Consider the following 19,083-nt stretch of genomic DNA (forward strand, 5'->3'; position numbering starts at 1 on the left):
TAATGTATTCATATTATAGTACTTATCATGTTATAGTTCAAGCTAAATTCTTATATCTTTCATATATTATTTTCCACTTTTTATATATTTATACATACCTTATTTATTCATTAACCCATAAATAATTGTTCCCATTAATTTTTTTAATATACCAATAGGAACTTTAGGTGAGAATACACCTTTACTCATATCTTCACTATGCCAGTAATCATAGTCTGCACTTCCTTCTTCATATTTCTCCTTTGACATGGCTTTCCAAAGGTTAAACATAACTACTGATTTTAAGGAAGGTTTATGAATCTTTTTAGATTTTAATTCCTCACTAAATTTTTTTCCACACTCTAATACCTTTTTTTTATTTTTCTCTGTAAGTTCCCTACTTCTATAAGCAATTGGTAAAGTTTGAACATGATTAAATCCCCAGTAGTTTAAAACACTTCTCACATAGTTTGCAGCATCCTTATGACCTGCGCCAGCTGTGGTGGTTATTATTAAAGCCTTCTTTGTAAATAAACTTGGTCTATGGAAATTGTAAGACATATGATCTATAAAGTTTTTTAGTAATCCACTTATTTGCATAGAGTATACAGGAGAAGTAATTATTAGTGCTTCTGCTTCTTTAATTTCTTTCATAATTTTACTCATAATATCTTTGTGAGGACATTTATCTTCGCCCTTATAAATGCAATTAAAACATCCTATACATAGGGGAAGATTTTCTTTTCTTAGCTCAATATCAATAAACTCTATGTCTAAACTTTTTCTCATTTCTTCCTTTACTAGGGTTAATACATTCCACGTATTTCCTCTTCTTGGGCTACCATGAATAACTACACATTTCATATTATTATCTCCTTCATAGTCGTAGTATATATACAATATTTTACCATAACTATCCAAACTAATGTAAAGAAATATTATAGAAAAAAGGAAGGTAGATATACTTATATAAATATATCTATCCTTCCTATAATATTATCTACCTAAATAATAAATTTAGTTATTTATACAATTTCCTCTACCAGCACCTTTTCCTTGGCCAGCTCCTCTACCTTGACCTGCACCATTACCTAAGCCTTGATTAAGTCCATAGCCTTCCTTGTTTTCTCTATTCATGCTAGTCCCATCACAAGTAGCACTATTTTCAGCCATTTCAGCTTTAATTTCTTCTCCTCTTTCTGCAGTTATTGTTCCTCTTTCTACCGCAGCATCTACTCTTTCATATTTCTCTTGTAGCATAATTTTCTTTGCATCTTCTAAAGTCTTTCCTTCTTCTACTAAGCTTTGAACCTGTGTAGCTCCACCATTTCTAAAAGCTCCTCCTAAATTTTCCTCCGCAAAGGCCATAGTTGCTCCCGAAGCGGTAATTACTCCTACTAGTGCTAAAGCTATCATTGATTTTTTCATATTAAATCCTTCCCTTCATTAATTATTTTTTATTTTCTTTACACCTTTATAATAACAAAGGAATGTTACATTAATGTTACAACAATCTAATAGTTAGATTAAAATAAATATACATTTTTATAACCTTAAGCTTATCCAAAATTCCACACCATGCTTCCTATTCTTTACCCCATAGGTACCCTCATGAAGATTTACTATTTGTTTCACTATGGCTAAACCTAAACCTAGGCGTTTTTCTTTATAGTTTCTTACCTTATCTACCCTTATAAACCCTTCCCAAATCCTAGTAAGGTTATCATCTTCAATGTTACTGCCACTATTATACACAGAGATTACTAAATTATCTTCAATTACTTTTAGATTAATATCTATTATTTTATTTTCATCTACATGGCTAAGGGCATTATTAATATAATTTTGTACTGCTTGCTCTAATCTAACTTCATCCACTATAATAGTAATATTTTCACCTTCCGTAAAGTTAAGATTTATGTTCATTTCTTCGAATCTAAATTTATTTTTCTCTAGAGTTTTTTTTATCAAACTATTTATATTTACTTCTTTTTTATTTAATTTAAAGGTATTTGATTCTAGCTTATATAAATCTAAAAGATCATTGACTATGATACCTAATCTTTCTGTTTCTCCACCTATTACATCTAAATAATATTTTCTATCCTCTTCTGAAGATATAAAACCTTCTTGAAGTGCTTGAATATAACCTGAAATAACAGTTATAGGGCTTTTTAGTTCATGAGATACAGATGACACAAATTCCCTTCGAGCTAATTGATTTTTCTTTTCATTATTCATCATAGTCTCTAACTCTAAATTCTTTTCTTTTAGATTTTTTAAGGTTTCTTCTATTTTATGGGATAAATTATTAACACTTTTAGCTAGTATTCCTATTTCATCAATACTCTTTATATTTAAATCCTCACAAAAGCTTAGCTCTTCTATTTTTCTAGTTTTTTTAGTTATTTCTATTACTGGCATAGTAAATTGTCTTGAAAATAATGCTGTTATAAAAAGTGCTATAAATCCAACAGGTACCATTATCATAAATAAAAGCTTCATAGATTTATTTACTGCATCATCAATAACAGTAATTGGTGTTTTAACAGTTATTTCGTAAGTATATACATTTTTTCCTACAGCAGTTAAGAACTCTACACCTGTAGATCTATCAAGAGTTATGGTTTCACTTACTCCTTCTTTTTCACCTATAAATTCTATAACTTCAAACCTATGCTGCCCATTCATCATATTATTTTTACCCATTTTATGGCTAGAAAATCTGCTCTCTGATGTTAGTGCATCTTTTATATCTATTTGAACACTATACTTCTCTGAAAGTCCTTCTAACTTCCCATCAACTCTATTATCATAATCTTTATCTATATAGTTTTTAATTTCTTCAATTACTTCATTCATTTCCATTAACTTTTCCCTTTGAAAAAAGTCTTTATATGTGACTCCATAGGTTGCAATCCCTAAGATAAAAATACTGAATATGAGAACTATACCAGAAAATAACTTTAATTTAATTGATTTCATCATACTTCTCCAAACTTATATCCAAAACCCCTTATGGTCTTTAGATACTTATTATAATCTTCCAATTTATTTCTCAACCGACTTATATGAGTATCTACAGTTCTAGTATCACCAAAGTAATCTTCATCCCATATAACTCTTAGTAGCGTTTCTCTACTTATTACTTTATTTACATTTTTTACAAAGTAAAGCAATAGTTCATATTCTTTCGGATTTAGTTCTTTCTCCTTACCGTCTATTTTTACCATGTGACTTTCTTCGTTTACTTCGATCCCTTTAAATACAATGCTTCCCGCCTTAATAATTTTACTTTTTAAAAGTCTATTAACTCTAGCAAGTAATAGGGCTATGTTAAATGGTTTAGATACATAGTCGTCCACTCCTATATCAAAGGCAAAAAGTTCATCTAAATCACTATCTTTAGCCGTTAATATAATTATAGGTACTTCTGATATCTTTCTAATCTCTTTACATACAATCCATCCATCATAAATAGGCATCATAACATCTAAAATTACTAAATCAATGGTATCATCAAAGTTCTCTAAAGCAAGTTTACCATCTTTTGCAGTAACTACTTCAAATTTATTAAAAGTTAAATAATCCGCAATAAGTCTTAAAATTCTCTCATCATCATCAGCAACTAAAATTTTCATTGAAACCTCCTAATATAATATATCATTTTTATTTTATACCATTATAGTATAAAATAAAGTGTATGTCCCCAAATTATTTTAGGACATACACTTCATCATTACAATTATTAGGTACCTCTAGTTAATTAATCTTCCAAGTAAATCATTGCTTCTTTTTATGAAATCAGACATTTCATCAGCACCTAATTGTCCATGACTTATCATAGCTAAGTCATACACATGGTTACAAATATCATTAACCAAGTCTTTTTTATTTTCATCTTTAGATAAATTAAATAGTTTTTTAATTAATGGATTTGAACTATTTACAACTAAAGTCTCTTCTTTAGGGAACATTGACATATCCCCTCCTCCAAACATCGCACTCATCTCAGCCATTCTTCTAGACTGTTCTGATAGAGTAATCATAGCAGGAACTTCCTCTGTTTTAATAGGCTCTATAGAGATTTTTAGTTGTTCCTTATTTATAGAATTCTTAAATATCTCTTCTATAGCCTTGTTCTCTTCAGGACTTTCATCTATTGCATCAGCCTTTAATATTTCTGTTAAGTCAGAGTCAATTCTACTAAATTGTACTCCTTCCTCTTTACTCTCCATTAAAGTAATAAAATGACTGTCTAGTGTGGTATTTAAAATCACAGCTTCTAAGTTATTGTCTTTTAGCATTTTAATATATTGAGACTGTTGCTTTTCATCATTAACATAAATAACTTTTTTATCATGATTTTCCTTATTGTTTTCTAGATATTGTTTTAATGTTACATGGTCTCCATTAGTAGTTTTGAAAATTAGTATATCTTTAACCTTGTCATAGAATTTTTCATCTCTTAGACAACCATATTTAATAAAAATATTTATATCTTTCCAAAAGTCATTGTACTCATCTCTATGATTTTTAAATAGAGATGTAAGTTTATCAGCTACCTTATTTACAATGTGTCTAGAAACCTTTGATACATTACTGTCCTTTTGTAGAAAACTTCTTGATACATTTAAAGGAATGTCTTCGCAATCAATAACACCCTTTAATAAAAGTAAAAACTCAGGAATAACTTCTTTTATGTTATCTGCCACAAAAACTTGCTTATTATAAAGTTTCACTTCTCCTTCTGTAGCTTCAAATTCATGTTTTAATTTAGGGAAGTACAATATCCCTTTTAAATTAAATGGATAGTCTACATTCATATGAATCCAAAATAGCGGATCATTATATTCATTGAAGACTTTTCTATAGAACTCTTTATACTCTTCATCTGTACAATCCTTTGGAGCTTTCATCCATAATGGTTTTGTATCATTTAAAGGAGTTTTTTCTATATCCTTCTCTGAATCCTTATCATCTTTTTTCTCATTCTCATCTATTAGATAAATCTCAACAGGGAAGAAGTTACAATGTTTTTTTATAATTTGCCTTAATTTATAATAATCTAAGAATTCATTGCTATCTTCACTTATATAAAGAGTAACAGTTGTTCCTCTAGAAGTTCTTTCAGAAGATTCAATTTCATATTCTGTACCGCCTTCACAAATCCACTTAACAGCTTCTTCGCCCTCCTTATAAGATAAAGTATCAATTTCAACTTTTTCTGATACCATAAAAGCTGAATAAAACCCTAATCCGAAATGGCCAATTATGCCTTTTCCTTCATCAATCTTATCTTTATATTTAGATAAAAACTCCTCAGCTCCTGAGAAAGCTACTTGGTTAATATATTTTTTTACTTCCTCTGAAGTCATTCCTATACCGTTATCTATAAACTTTATAGTTTTTTCATCTTTATTTAAGGATACAGTAACTTCGTATTTAGACTTCTCCACAGTTGCTTCTCCAAAGGTCACTAGTCTTTCTAATTTATTAATAGCGTCGCAACCATTACTGATAAGTTCCCTTATAAATATATCCTTATCAGAGTATAGCCATTTTTTTATAATCGGCATTATATTTTCAGTGTGAATTGAAATGTTTCCATTCTCTTTAAGCATATATATCTCCTCCAAACAAAAATAATAAAATTTTATACTCAACCGTATAAAATATTTTATACCTAATTCTATATAAAATAAAGAATATATTGTGAATTTTTTGTAAAAATATCACATTTACTCTGCTTGAGTTAGTAATCTTTTCATTATATCTCTCAATTTTCTTTCTTCTAATTGGTCATTTCCAATGATAACAATAATTTTTATATCTTTATCTGATTGATCCCATTTATAGGCCTTTGCATCTATAATAGCTTCCTCTGGAATAAACTCTTCCATATCTAAGGCCATCTCTTCTGCTAAACTGAGATATTCATCAAAAATGTCGTCCTCTTCCATTTCACTTAAATTAAAATCATCATATTCTTCTTCTATAATCTCATTTAAGATTGAGATTTTCACACTTAAGCAAAAGGCATGAACATCTTCTCTTTTAGTTCCCTTTGTCATATCCTTAATTACTTTAAAATCAGTTTTACTTTCTATTATTTCTTTCATCTCATCATTATGAATTACATTTTCACCAAATAATACATACATTTATATCAGCTCCTGTTAATTAATTCTTAAGTTTTACATGCACATCATTATATCACATATATAGATTTTAATTAACAACTGCAGAGATTTTTTAGAAGTTATACTTATTTACTATTAGTAAATAGAGCTTCTTCTCAAAATAGCTCACTAAAACTTACAAAATATTGAACCTACACTTTATTATAAGTGTAGGCTCAATATTAATTTAACATTTAGCTTGTTTTATTACCTTATTTTACTCTTGGTAATACTTCTTTTTTAAAGAAACTCTTTGCCGTTAAGCCTGATACACTGAATACTTCTCCGTCATCAATTTTTACAGATACAGCATCAGAACAATGACCTAAACAAAATACTGCCTTTAAGTCTACTTTATCAGATAGATTATATTCTTCAATGCTCTGTTGAAAAGCATTTATAACATTATAAGATCCCTTTACATGACAGGCGCTACCTATACAAACACTTAAGTTTACCACAGCGTTTACTCCCCTCTATTATAATTCACATGTAATAACTTATGAACTTTTCCCTTTAATAATCCTGAATAAAGAGACATCATTACTGGATTTTCTTCTGAACGTTTAAGGCTACTCATCTTATCTGCTGCATATAAACCTTCTCCACGTTTTTGCTTTCCTTCAAACATAGTAAATGGTTGCCCTGCTCCACCTACACATCCACCTGGGCAAGCCATTACTTCAATAAAATCATAATGTGCTTCTCCTGATTTTATCTTTTTCACTAGGTCATCAGCGTTTTTAAGACCACTAACTACAGCAATTTTCAATTCCTTGTCATTTACTGTAATACTAGTTTCCTTTACACCAGACATTCCCCTTACTCCATTAAATGCTATAGTTCTTAGTGTAGATACAGATTTGTCATCTAAAACTCTTCTTAAAACAGCCTCTGTAACTCCACCTGTAACTCCAAATATAACTCCCGCTCCACTACTAACACCAAATGGCATGTCTACAGCTTCTGGTTCTATCTCTGAAAATACAATTCCGGTTTCCTTTATCATAGCTATAAGCTCTTGAGTAGTTATAACATAATCTACATCCTTAACTCCATCAACTTTAAATTCATCTCTATCAGCTTCAAATTTCTTAGCTGTACAAGGCATTATTGCTACATTAACTATTCTTTTACTAGAATGACTATAGTGCTCTTTTAAAACAGAACCAAACATCTGCATAGGAGATTTACATGTTGAGATATTACTCATCATCTCTGGGTAAGTTCTTTCTACATAGTTAACCCAAGCTGGACAACAAGAAGTAAATAACGGAAGTCTTTCATTATTTTCTAATCTTGAAATAAATTCTCCTGTTTCTTCCAGTACTGTAAGATCAGCTCCAGTAGATGTATCAAATACTTCATCAAAGCCCATTCTCTTTAAAGCTCCAACGATTTTACCCATTACATTTTCTCCATCTTTTTGTCCAAGCTCCTCACTTATTCCAACTCTTACTGCTGGAGCTATTTGCACTACTACCTTAGTATTTTTATCACTTAAATCTTTCCATAGTTTTTGTGTATCATCTTTTACTACTATAGCTCCTGTAGGACATACTGCTGCACACTGACCACAACCTACACAGTTTGATTCTGCTATAGGTTTGTCAAAAACTGTACCTACACTCATCTCTGCTCCTCTTTTTATAAAGTCAATGGCACCTACATTTTGAATTTCATTACACATTCTTACACAGTCACCACAAAGTATGCATTTACTCTTATCTCTTACTATACATAAAGATGATGTATCTAATTCGCTTTTTTCTGCTGTATTGTCAAATCTTACTTGTCTTATCCCAAATCGATGTGCTAACTCCTGTAGTTTACAATGTCCATTTTTCTCACATGTAGTACAATCTCTACAATGATTTGAAAGTAATAATTCTAATATATTCTTTCTATATTTTCTTAATCTAGGTGTATTAGTATATATCTCCATACCAGCTTTTGGTGGTGTAGAACATGCAGCTTCAATTCCACCCCACTTATTTTCTACCATACACATACGGCAAGCTCCATATACAGAAAGCTCTGAGTAGTAGCATAAAGTTGGTAAATCTATTCCTGCTTTTCTAATAACCTCTAAAATATTTTTTTCTCCCTTTATTTCCACTGGGATGTCATCTATAATCATAAATTGTTCATTCATTCTATTAATCCTCCTTTATAGCTTTAAAGGCACAAGCTTCAATACAGGCACCACATTTAATACATTTATTTTTATCAATTACAAAAGGTTCTTTAACCTTACCTGAAATGGCACCTACTGGACAAATTCTTGAACATTTTGAACAACCCTTGCAAAGGTCTGCATCTATATAGATAGTCTTAAGTTTTTGACATGTCTTGGTTGGACATTTCTTATCAATAATATGCGCTTCATACTCACTACGGAAATTCTTTATTGTACTTACTACTGGGAATGCTGCAGTTTTTCCTAATCCACATAAAGCTGTAGAAGATATTGTATCTGCAAGTTCTAGTAATAAATCAATATCTTCAATTTCACCTTTACCTGCTACAATTCTCTCTAATATTTCAAGCATTCTCTTAGTACCTTCACGGCATGGTATACACTTACCACAAGACTCATTTTGAGTAAAGTTCATAAAGAATCTAGCGACTTCTACCATACAAGTATTTTCATCCATTACAACTAGCCCACCAGAACCTATCATAGCTCCGGCTTTCTTTAAAGAATCAAAATCTAGTGGTAAATCTAAATGTTCTTTTGTTAAACAACCACCTGAAGGACCTCCAATTTGTACAGCTTTAAACTCTGCTCCTCCTCTTATTCCTCCACCGATATCAAATATTATTTCTCTTAAGGTTGTACCCATTGGAACTTCAATAAGTCCTGTATTTTCGATGTTTCCTGTTAATGCAAAAGCTTTTGTTCCATTATTCTTCTCTGGACCCATGGTTTTATACCAATCTGCTCCATTTTCAATTACTATAGGTACATTAGCAAAGGTTTCTACGTTATTAAGCACTGTTGGTTTTCCAAACAATCCTTGTTCTACAGTTCTTGGTGGCTTAACTCTAGGCATACCCCTTTTTCCTTCAATAGAAGCTGTTAGTGCACTTCCTTCTCCACATACAAAAGCACCTGCTCCTTTATTGATTTTTATATCCATACTAAAACCTGTACCAAGAATGTTCTCACCTAATATTCCATACTTTTTAGCTTCTTCTATAGCATTCTTTAATCTGCTAACAGCAAGAGGATATTCTGCACGTACATATATATATCCTTCCTGTGCTCCACAGGCTACTGCTGCAATCATCATTCCCTCTATAACTCTATGTGGGTCTCCTTCCATTATGCTTCTATCCATAAATGCACCTGGATCTCCCTCATCACCATTGCATACAATGTACTTCTCACCCTCAGGTTGACGTTTTACTTGACCCCACTTGCGGCCAGTTGGGAAACCACCGCCACCACGGCCTCTTAAATTTGAATCATCGATTTCTTTTATAATTTCATCCGAAGTCATATCAAATAGTACTTTTTCTAAAGCAGAGTATCCACCTATAGCAAAATATTCTTCTATAGATGTAGAATCAATATGACCACAATGTTCTAATGCCAATCTAGTTTGTTTTTTATAGAAAGGTATTTCATCTTGAGTTCTGTAAACCTTACCATCCTTTTCATAAGCCAATCTATCTACACATTGACCTAAAACAATAGTCTTATCTATAATTTCTTCACAATCCTGTGGCTTAACCTTTATGTATAAATATCCCCATGGTTCAATTCTTACTAGAGGTCCCATCTCACAGAATCCATGGCAACCACTTTTTTTAATTCCAACAGATTTTTCATGAGATTCTTTTTCTAATTTAACCTCGCATCTTATATCTTTTTCCTTCATTAGTCTTACAAACTCATCGTATATTTCTAATGAACCACCTGCTATACAACCAGTACCTCCACATACAAGAATTTTTACCTTTTCGTTGTGAAAGCTTTCTTTATAGGTATTTCTTATATTAATTAAATCCTCTCTATTAAGAAGCATATTATTTGTCCTCCTTAAGCATATTTAAAAGTTCTATTGCCTTCTCAGGAGTAATAGCCCCATAAACCTTGTCATTAACAGTTAGTGCTGGTGCTAAACCACAGGCTCCAAGACATGAAACCGTTTCCACAGTAAACATTAAATCATCTGTAGTAACTTTGTTTTCTGAAAGATTCAATTCACTTCTTAGCTTCTCTAATATTGGTATAGATTTTCTTACGTGACATGCTGTTCCATCACATATTTTTATTACATATTTCCCTTTAGGTTCTAAAGAAAAGTTTTCATAGAATGTAGCTACGCTGTAAATCTTTGCTTCGCTAATACCTAATTTTTTAGAGAAATATGGAAATATTTCCTCTGGAAGATATCTATATATCTCCTGAGTATCTTGTAATATTGCAATTATACTACTAGGGTTATATCCATGATTTTTTAATATAACATCTAGTTCTTCATAATTAAAGGATGTATTCATTGTTTTCCCCCCTACAATGCTTGTTAAATTATTATCACTATTACATTTTATACTGAATTTTCAAATATTTCAATACATAAAAATAATTATTTTTTTAATTAATTTCTATATATTATATTAAATATGTAAACTATTATTCCTGCATTTTTTATATTTACTTTAATTTTACATTAATTTCTATATATGATTATTATATATTCTCTATATTCCATGGGTATTTTTGAAAAAATTATAAAATAAAGTAGATATATTTAACATCCTGTGTTAATTAAATATATCTACTTTAAAAATTTACATCTGTAACGAGTTAAAGTTTATGAAAAGAACCTTTCAGACTCTGTCAAAAATATAACTAATGCCAATAAGTCCGCTGATCCTCCCGGACTCACATTTTCGTCTATACACTGCTTTTCAAAGTCATGGGCTGCTTTAATTCCTTCTTCGCTATTGAAGCCCCCCAAGTTTAAAATTTCATAGGCACGTCTTTGAACTTCACGAAGTTTTTCTATATTTTGTCTATGCACAATGGTACTATCTTCTACTTTACTAATCAACATAAGCAATGTTTCAGAATACAAATCATTTCCTTTTAGATTAGAATTTTTATGTTTGGGTATTATTTCCTGGAAAATATTTTCAAGACCTTTTTTAATTTCTCCTCTAATTCCAGCAAAGCCATATTTTAAATATAAAGCCTCTCCATGAGTTAAGTCTTTCTTTTTATGCAAATCTTTAAAATCATCCAATATATTTTCACACATATTCTTTAGTATAATTTGAACTTTATTGAAGGATATTTTCTCATATAGAGCTTTACCTAGCGCAGTAGCCACTACTCCTATTAAAAATATCATACCTTTATGGGTATTTATACCTTTAGTAACTTTAAACATAGTCTCTTCACATTTTATTCCAATAGTTCTAATAGCTTTAAAAATATTTTTTGGAGTTTCATAGCTATATCCCGCTTCTACCATTTCCTTTATAAATGGTGCTATGGCAAAACTACTCTCTAAAAATGTATAGTAATCCATATCTTTATGAGACCCCTTTGTAACAGGTGAAACTAATCCATAAGAAGGCATAGTTGATACCTCTGTAATCATTGATTTAAGGGCTAGTTGAGATATCTCATAGGACAATCTATCTCTTTTATCTACATAGCAGGTATATTCTTCATACTTACTAATAAAATACTCTTTTATCCTCTCTATACTATGCTTTTGACTTCTAGAACATATTCTAGCTTCTTCTTCACATAAAAAACATTTTCTAGGTTCTAGGCCTATGTCACTTCTAGATACTCCACGCAAGGACGGCATCAATGGATCACTATCATCAAGATAATATACATCTATGTCTACACATCTGCCTAATATATGATTTTCTTCCATATATATAAGTTGCTTTTTTACTTCAATGTTATCAGTATTAAAAATGAAATGACCTATAACTCCTTCTTTATTCTTATAGATTTCTTTACAAATTATATTTTTATTATGAAATAAATATATATCCTCACAAACTATCTTGGCAATTCTATCTGTAATATAATTAGATTTTTTTATACCAGGATAGTTTACTCTTACAGTGGCAAGAGTAACTCCACCAGATGTATTTCTCAGAAGTTGTTCTTGATATAATACTCTCTTTTCTCTATGATTTAAAAATTCATCTATTTCTGTATAGTCCATATTAATGTAAGGATAGGCAATAATTATCCTATCACTTTTCCCCTTCCTTACTATGATAAAATTAAATGTTTATATTGTCTATTAATTAGCCTTCAATTTTTGTCATAGGAAATATTTATTATTTTAATGAGGCAAATCTCTAAGTTTAAGCTTCTCTATAATATCTTTCCCTAGGCTGCTTGTTAAAAATTCATAGGTAGTTAATGGGACTAACTCCCTTACTTCTTCTAGTCTATCTTCTTTAAGTAATTCTCTAACTCTAGACGCACTTATAGCTTTATTTTCTATCTCGCATCTCTCTATAATTTCAACTTCCACACCGTACTTAGGCAATACTTCTCTTAAAGTTTCATTATAAGTATTGGTAACATTGCAGTAAGGTTCACTTCCTACATATCTTTTAGTTATATTTAGTTCCTTACAAAAATATTTTCCAAAGACGTTTCCATCTATTTTAGTATATTCTTTTAAAATGTCGTCATCTTTTCTTAAAAAATAATTTGGAAAAGTAGCTGATGATATAATATAATTCCCACCAGGTATTACAGTTACATTATTAAATTCCTTAACTCCATCTTTTATTAGTTGAAATCTAACTTGGAATGGAAATGAGGACTTCTCTTCTTCTACCACAAAAATTATAACATTTTTATTATCCATAGCTGCTTTCTTAACTATATATTTATGTCCTAATGTAAAAGGATTACAGTTCATAATTAACGCAGCATATTGCTCTTCTTCCTTTAATTCATAACTCTTCTTTATATTTTTCAACTCACTATGGATATTTTTATTTCCAGCTTCCAATAAACTAACTTTATCCGTATCAACAATTACCTTATATCCAAGTCCTTGAAACAGAAAATTATTCGAAGGCTTTGTAAAAATAAAGTTATGGTATATGTCTTCTTCAAAGAGTTTATTAGTGATATCAGTAATAAGTATATTTGATATACCTTGACCTTGATGCTCCTCGCTTACGGCAAAACATTTAACGATATTATTTTTCTTAGAACAGGTAGCTATTATTTCTCCCTCTTCCTCTATTATTAAAGTATAATCTACATCTTCATATTTAAGGGCAAATCCCCTTAAAAATTCCTCAACCCTATTTACTTCTATTTTAGAATTAAGATTTATTTTTTGAGTGTTATAATACATTTCTTCACCTCATTTAATAAATTACATCCTATCTTAATTTTATAAGTTAAAGTATCTTCTTACAAAGGATATTATTAGTAATGCAATAATTACAATAATTACTGAAAACACAGCATCAAATCCACTTTTAAATTCATATTTCTTTTTCCCTTTAGATATTTCTTCTGCTTCACTAAACATTCCTTCTGCATGAGCTTCTTGTAAAATTTCTTTATTTGTTTTTCTATTTTTCTTTTTACTCATATCTTTCACTCCATTATAAGTTTATAACTATAGGATACTTACATTGTATCATAATATAAAAAGAGTGTTGACAGCAACACTCTTTTTATATTTATTTTCAAAATCTGATTTTAGAAGAACATACCAAAGGCTATACTTGCTAATATCAGCATTATTCCTCCACCAAGACGAGAAGAAATTTGTGCAAAGGACATTAAATCCATACGTTTTGCTGCTGTAAGAACCGCAACGTCTCCTGAACCTCCACGGTTTGCCATACATAATCCAGCTGAAATTGCTGTCTCTATTGGGTAGAATCCTACTAACCATCCTACAATTCCCGATCCAAGAATTGCTCCTAAGACTATTAGGCCTGCTATAACAACGTTAGCTATATTGAATGCTGCTATAAGCTCTCCAAGATCTGTCATAGCTATACCAACTCCAACCATTACTACTAGTAAGAATTGTTTAGAGAAAAATCCTTGAAGCTTTTTAGCTCCTTCTTTTAATTCTAATGGAATTATATTAGCTACATTAGCTATAGCTACTAAAATAACCATCCACGCAAATCTATGAATATCAATTTTAACATTGATTCCCATTAACGTAAATTCCGGTATAATTAAAGTTTTTGATAAAATATTTCCAAGTACATAAAATGCACAGGCAAGAATTAGTCCTGCTGCAACTTCTCTAGCTGTAACTTTAACTACTCTAGTTTCTTCTAATTTAGATATATCTTCTGCATTTCTTATTAATTCACCATGTCCATTAAATTTAGCTCCAGCTTTAGTTTCACCCAATTTATTTAATACTGACGCTGCTATTATAGCTATAATATTAGCTATTGTAAGAATTGATAGAGCAAAGGATAACCATGCTGCTGGATCCCCACCAGTAACACTTGAGTAAATTTCACTCATTGGAATTGCTCCTGCTCCAGTACCACCACCCATTATTGGAAGTACATACTTAGTAGCTATTTCTGACATAGGAATACCAAATATAGCTCCACCTAAAGCTCCTAATACAAATGCTGCAATTACTCCACCCAATATTGCTGGAATATATCCAAGGAAAGCTTTCATAAGTAGTTTCCTATTAACTGATAATATTGATCCTGTTATAAGTACTGCTATAAATAAGTCTAAGAAATCTGCGGTATCCATGAATATTTTTACAGCTTCAACACTTGCTTCTGGTATTATCCCATAGTAAACTAACGCTGCAGATCCTAGGAAAGCAAGAATTGGACCTCCTCCAACATACTCTTTCCATATTGGAATCCTATCTCCAATCATAGCAAATAGGATACCTACTGAGTATAATAGTGCAAAGGCACCTACAGAGTTTTTAGGTAAAAAACCTTTGATTGCTGCAAAGAAAACTACTACTGCAACTCCTGCAAAAATGTACCACGGCATGCCGTATACTTTAAAGGGACCTTTTTTTTCTTCAATAAGATTTTCTGGCATAATTAATCCTCCTAAAATTAAATTGTATAATTTCATTACTAGGCCTTACTTTTAGTAAGTCCTAATAGGGTTAACAAGTTATTTGTTTAAACCTTTCAAATCAAAGATAATATCTAGCTTACTTTTTAAGCTTTTTAACTACGTCTATAATACTTCCATCTCTGTATTCTATTACTGCTACTACATCATCAGAAAACTCTAATTCCTTAGGAACTCCTATTAGCTTAACAGCAATTTTTCTTAATTCTTCCATAGTTATTAATGGAAGGCCTGCCTTCTTAAACTTGTTGATTAAATCTTGTCTTCTTGGATTTACAGTTACACCATAATCTGTAACAACTACATCTACTGTACTACCTGGAGTAACAATAGTAGTTACTTTTTCAATTATAGTTGCAATTCTTCCTCTTGTAAGAGGTGCTACTAAAATTGATATTTCAGCATTAGCTGCTGTGTCACTATGTCCACCTGATGCTGCTCTAATAACTCCATCAGAGCCAGAAATAACATTAACATTAAAATCAGTATCTATTTCTAATGCACTTAGGACAACAAAATCTAATTTGTTAACTGCAGCTGATTTATTAAATGGATTAGCATAAAAATCTGCACTAACTTCTATATGTTTTTCATTTTTTCCAATGGACTCTGCAGCTTTTAAATCAAAGCATTGGACATCAAATAGTGTATCACAAAGTCCCTCTTCTAAAAGATCTACCATAGGTCCTGTAATTCCACCTAGGGCATAACTTAATTTAATATCTCTTTTCTTTAATTCTTCTTTAACAAAACGAGTAACTGCTAGAGATGCTCCACCACTACCTGTTTGCATAGAAAATCCATCTACAAATCTTCCAGATGCAAGCATTACATCAAGTACTCTTTTTGCCATTAAAAGCTCTTTAGGATTTGATGTAAATCTAGTTGCTCCAGACATTATCCCCTTTGAATCACCAATTTCATCAACTACAACTACATAGTCAACTTTAGTTTGTGGAATGCTCTGTGGGAAGTTGGGATAATCAACTAAAGTATCTGTTACTACAACTACCTTATTAGCATACTCTGCATCTACCTTTGCATAACCCAAAGATCCACATATGGATTTTCCTTTTACACCGTTGGCATTTCCCATGCAGTCAGCAGATGGAGCTGCTATAAATGCTACATCTATTTTCAAATCTCCTTCTACAATAGCCCTAGCTCTTCCACCATGAGAACGAATAACTGCTGGATGCTTATCTAAAATTCCTTCAGATATTGCAGCTGCAAGTTTTCCTCTAAGACCACTGCTTTCAATTCTATTTACAACACCATTTTCTATATGTGCTACAAGTCCATCATGAGCACTTGTTAAAGAACTTGATGCTACTCTTAAATTTTTAATACCCATTTCTGCCAATGTATCTACTACCATCATTAAAAGCTTATCTCCAGCTCTAAAGTGATGATGGAAAGAAATAGTCATCCCATCTTTAATTTCACATTTTTCTATAGCAACTCTTATAGATTCTACTACTTTAGTTCTCTTTACTTGCTCTTTTAAATTTTCACCATCACTTTCAACCATAGTTCCCTTTGGTTGATTAATAAAGGGAGTTTCATAAACCTTTCTATTCTCATATCCCGGTATGCTATTTAATAATTCTTTGCTTATTCTATTATTCATTATCTTCACCTCCAACTAAAACCCCCGCTGCTTTAGCAAGTTCTAAAACTCTTTGAGCTCTCTCTATAATTGGTTTATCTACCATTTTACCGTCTACAGTAAATACTCCCTTATTTTCACGTAAAGCTTCTGCTGTAGCATCGACTATCTTTTTAGCTTTAACTATTTCTTTTTCACTAGGAGTATATACACTGTGTATAAGCTCCACTTGTCTTGGGTGAATTAATGACTTACCGCCGAATCCCATTCTCTTAATAAGATTAGCTTCTTTTAGGAATCCTTCATCGTTATTTACATCTGAATAAACGGTATCTAACACTTCAAGTCCACAAGCTCTTCCTGCCATAGCAATCATTCCTCTTGCCACATAAAGCTCATCTCCCTCTGGAGTTCTCGTTGTCTTCATACTAGTTACAAAATCCTCACCACTTAAAGCCATACCTATTAACCTTTTAGTTGGAGATTTTGCTATTTCAAAGGCATGCATAACTCCTAAAGCCGATTCAATGGCTACCATTATCTTTGTTGAACCAATTTCTCTTCCACAAGCCTTCTCTATTTTTTCTATTTCTCTATCTACAGTCATAACATCTTCTACAGTTTCAGTTTTAGGAATTCTTACAACTTCAACCCCACCTGTAACTATTGCTGCTAAATCTTCTTGCCAAAATTCTGTATCTAAACCATTGATACGAACCACCGTTTCTATACCCAGTTCTTTATAGTAATCTCCTAGATTTTTTAACATATTGTGAACTAAAAATCTTGCAGAATCCTTTTCTGATATAGCAATTGCATCTTCTAAGTCAAACATTACTGAATCAGGTTTGTATATGTGTACATCTCTTATGATTCCTGGATTATTTCCAGGAACAAATAGCATCGAACGTCTTAGTTTCATCTTAATCTCCCCTTACACCCATTTATATTCCTTGTTTTCAGCTGATCTATGAACTGCAGTCTGAACTCTACTTTTTATTACAGGGTTGATTGCACCTTTATCATTAGCAAACACCTTTGCACTTTCTACCCCCAAGGATTTAAGAGTTTCTTTGATAACTGCTTCTATTTCCTCTCCAAATTGTGCTTTAACAGTACTTTCTAGAGTAATTTCTATTCCAGCAGTTGAAGGTTCAATTATAATTTGAATATCACTGGATTCCAATGTGCCAGCACTAGCTACTGTTTTAAGTTCCATATTTACGCCTCCTGATTAAAAATATTCAATAGTTTTGTATCCCTTTTCATACTTTAAATACTTTTTGTATACATCTTGTTTATAGTGTATACAATTAATTTATAAAAATCAATAGAAAATTAAATATTTTTTTAAAAATTTTCGTAATTTCAACCTTGCTACAAAGCATAAAAAAAAGAATTGTTAATACAGTTTTAGTATTAACAATTCTTTATGTTTTATAGGTAATGGTTTATAAACTACTATTTAACCACTGCATTTTGAAAAGATTTTTTAGCACGCGTAACATGATCTCTTGCTCTTTCTTCAGCAAGTTGCTCATCTCCAGCTTCTATAGCATCTACAATTTCTATATGCTCTTTAAGTGCATCTAATTTCCTTTCTTTTGTCATTAAACTAATCTTTCTTAGGCTCTGTAAGTATTCATATATATATTCCATTTGTGATATTAGCCTTTTATTATGACAAGCATCTAAAATTATTTTATTAAATCTATTGTGAACTTCTACATATTCCTTTTCTTCATTAGTATCAATAAGTTTTTTCATATTTTCTATGATTTCTCTCAATTCTCTTATTTCAATTCGAGAAATATGCATACATGCTCCCCTTACTGCAAGGCCCTCTAAAACTTCGCGAATATCATATATCTCTATAGCATCCTCAATACAAATCCCCTTGACTATAGTGCCTTTTCTAGGGATATTCACAGCCAAGCCTTCACTTTCTAACTGTCTTAGTGCCTCTCTAACTGGGGTTCTACTGACCCCCATAGCTGTAGCAATATTATTTTCTATCAATCTATCTCCCGGGTTTATATCTCCTGTAAATATAGCTGTTCGAAGATCTTTAAGAACTATTTCTCTTATAGATTTTTCTTTTCCATCATCTAAATTCTTTAAAATACTACTCATAAATATCTACATCCTTAATAAAATAATTTGTGACTATACTACACATACTTTATTTTAATTATAAATTTTCATTA

General features: G+C 31.1%; 18 protein-coding genes. All 18 read right to left on the reverse strand.

Going from position 1 to position 19,083, the window contains the following annotated elements; translation table 11 throughout:
- Window positions 1-99: 99 nt before the first annotated feature.
- The 18 genes from B3Z56_RS15860 to B3Z56_RS15945 all read right to left on the reverse strand — a co-directional run bounded on the left by B3Z56_RS15860 (window position 100) and on the right by B3Z56_RS15945 (window position 19,009).
- Window positions 100-843 carry an NAD(P)H-dependent oxidoreductase gene (locus B3Z56_RS15860; RefSeq protein ID WP_346846630.1) on the reverse strand — a complete coding sequence of 248 codons (744 nt, stop codon included), beginning with the start codon at window positions 841-843 and terminating at the stop codon, window positions 100-102.
- Window positions 844-996: 153 nt separating this feature from the next.
- Window positions 997-1,407 carry a hypothetical protein gene (locus B3Z56_RS15865; protein ID WP_346846629.1) on the reverse strand — a complete coding sequence of 137 codons (411 nt, stop codon included), beginning with the start codon at window positions 1,405-1,407 and terminating at the stop codon, window positions 997-999.
- 117 nt (window positions 1,408-1,524) lie between these two features.
- Entirely contained in the window at window positions 1,525-2,964 is a 1,440-nt protein-coding gene (locus B3Z56_RS15870; protein ID WP_346846628.1) for a HAMP domain-containing sensor histidine kinase, read from the reverse strand.
- Window positions 2,964-3,620 (reverse strand): response regulator transcription factor, encoded by a 657-nt coding sequence (locus B3Z56_RS15875; RefSeq protein WP_346846627.1) that lies wholly within the window; start codon window positions 3,618-3,620, stop codon window positions 2,964-2,966. Before B3Z56_RS15875 ends, B3Z56_RS15870 begins: the two co-directional genes overlap by 1 nt.
- Before the next feature lie 117 nt (window positions 3,621-3,737).
- A complete protein-coding gene (gene htpG, locus B3Z56_RS15880; protein ID WP_346846626.1) occupies window positions 3,738-5,603 on the reverse strand; it encodes a molecular chaperone HtpG in 1,866 nt (621 codons plus the stop codon).
- A 117-nt stretch (window positions 5,604-5,720) separates the two neighbouring features.
- Window positions 5,721-6,143, reverse strand: a complete 423-nt coding sequence (locus B3Z56_RS15885) for a hypothetical protein (RefSeq protein ID WP_346846625.1) — start codon at window positions 6,141-6,143, stop codon at window positions 5,721-5,723.
- A 230-nt stretch (window positions 6,144-6,373) separates the two neighbouring features.
- Window positions 6,374-6,622: a (2Fe-2S) ferredoxin domain-containing protein gene (locus tag B3Z56_RS15890; protein ID WP_035133546.1), complete on the reverse strand. Its 249-nt coding sequence runs from the start codon at window positions 6,620-6,622 to the stop codon at window positions 6,374-6,376.
- Window positions 6,623-6,627: 5 nt separating this feature from the next.
- Window positions 6,628-8,316, reverse strand: a complete 1,689-nt coding sequence (locus B3Z56_RS15895; RefSeq protein ID WP_346879174.1) for a [FeFe] hydrogenase, group A — start codon at window positions 8,314-8,316, stop codon at window positions 6,628-6,630.
- Between the two features lie 4 nt (window positions 8,317-8,320).
- Window positions 8,321-10,195 carry an NADH-quinone oxidoreductase subunit NuoF gene (gene nuoF, locus B3Z56_RS15900; protein ID WP_346876915.1) on the reverse strand — a complete coding sequence of 625 codons (1,875 nt, stop codon included), beginning with the start codon at window positions 10,193-10,195 and terminating at the stop codon, window positions 8,321-8,323.
- Between the two features lies 1 nt (window position 10,196).
- Window positions 10,197-10,673 carry an NAD(P)H-dependent oxidoreductase subunit E gene (locus B3Z56_RS15905; RefSeq protein ID WP_346846622.1) on the reverse strand — a complete coding sequence of 159 codons (477 nt, stop codon included), beginning with the start codon at window positions 10,671-10,673 and terminating at the stop codon, window positions 10,197-10,199.
- Between the two features lie 314 nt (window positions 10,674-10,987).
- Window positions 10,988-12,367, reverse strand: a complete 1,380-nt coding sequence (gene citG, locus B3Z56_RS15910) for a triphosphoribosyl-dephospho-CoA synthase CitG (RefSeq protein WP_346879175.1) — start codon at window positions 12,365-12,367, stop codon at window positions 10,988-10,990.
- 123 nt (window positions 12,368-12,490) lie between these two features.
- The gene (citC, locus tag B3Z56_RS15915; RefSeq protein WP_346876917.1) at window positions 12,491-13,528 is read right to left on the reverse strand and encodes a [citrate (pro-3S)-lyase] ligase; all 1,038 of its coding nucleotides are present in this window, start codon (window positions 13,526-13,528) and stop codon (window positions 12,491-12,493) included.
- Window positions 13,529-13,567: 39 nt separating this feature from the next.
- Window positions 13,568-13,771, reverse strand: coding sequence for a hypothetical protein (locus B3Z56_RS15920; RefSeq protein WP_150842468.1), 204 nt, complete (start codon window positions 13,769-13,771; stop codon window positions 13,568-13,570).
- A gap of 110 nt (window positions 13,772-13,881) precedes the next feature.
- Window positions 13,882-15,228 carry a citrate/sodium symporter CitS gene (gene citS, locus B3Z56_RS15925; protein WP_346876918.1) on the reverse strand — a complete coding sequence of 449 codons (1,347 nt, stop codon included), beginning with the start codon at window positions 15,226-15,228 and terminating at the stop codon, window positions 13,882-13,884.
- A 118-nt stretch (window positions 15,229-15,346) separates the two neighbouring features.
- A complete protein-coding gene (citF, locus tag B3Z56_RS15930; protein WP_346846618.1) occupies window positions 15,347-16,897 on the reverse strand; it encodes a citrate lyase subunit alpha in 1,551 nt (516 codons plus the stop codon).
- Window positions 16,890-17,798: an aldolase/citrate lyase family protein gene (locus B3Z56_RS15935; RefSeq protein WP_150842466.1), complete on the reverse strand. Its 909-nt coding sequence runs from the start codon at window positions 17,796-17,798 to the stop codon at window positions 16,890-16,892. Before B3Z56_RS15935 ends, citF begins: the two co-directional genes overlap by 8 nt.
- A 12-nt stretch (window positions 17,799-17,810) precedes the next feature.
- On the reverse strand, window positions 17,811-18,095 hold the full coding sequence (gene citD, locus B3Z56_RS15940) for a citrate lyase acyl carrier protein (protein ID WP_346876919.1): 285 nt from the start codon (window positions 18,093-18,095) through the stop codon (window positions 17,811-17,813).
- Window positions 18,096-18,337: 242 nt separating this feature from the next.
- Window positions 18,338-19,009, reverse strand: a complete 672-nt coding sequence (locus tag B3Z56_RS15945) for a GntR family transcriptional regulator (protein WP_346846615.1) — start codon at window positions 19,007-19,009, stop codon at window positions 18,338-18,340.
- Window positions 19,010-19,083: the final 74 nt, after the last annotated feature.

The organism is Clostridium sp. UBA7791 (assembly GCF_002480755.1).
Classification (GTDB): Bacteria; Bacillota; Clostridia; order Clostridiales; family Clostridiaceae; genus Clostridium_J; species Clostridium_J sulfidigenes.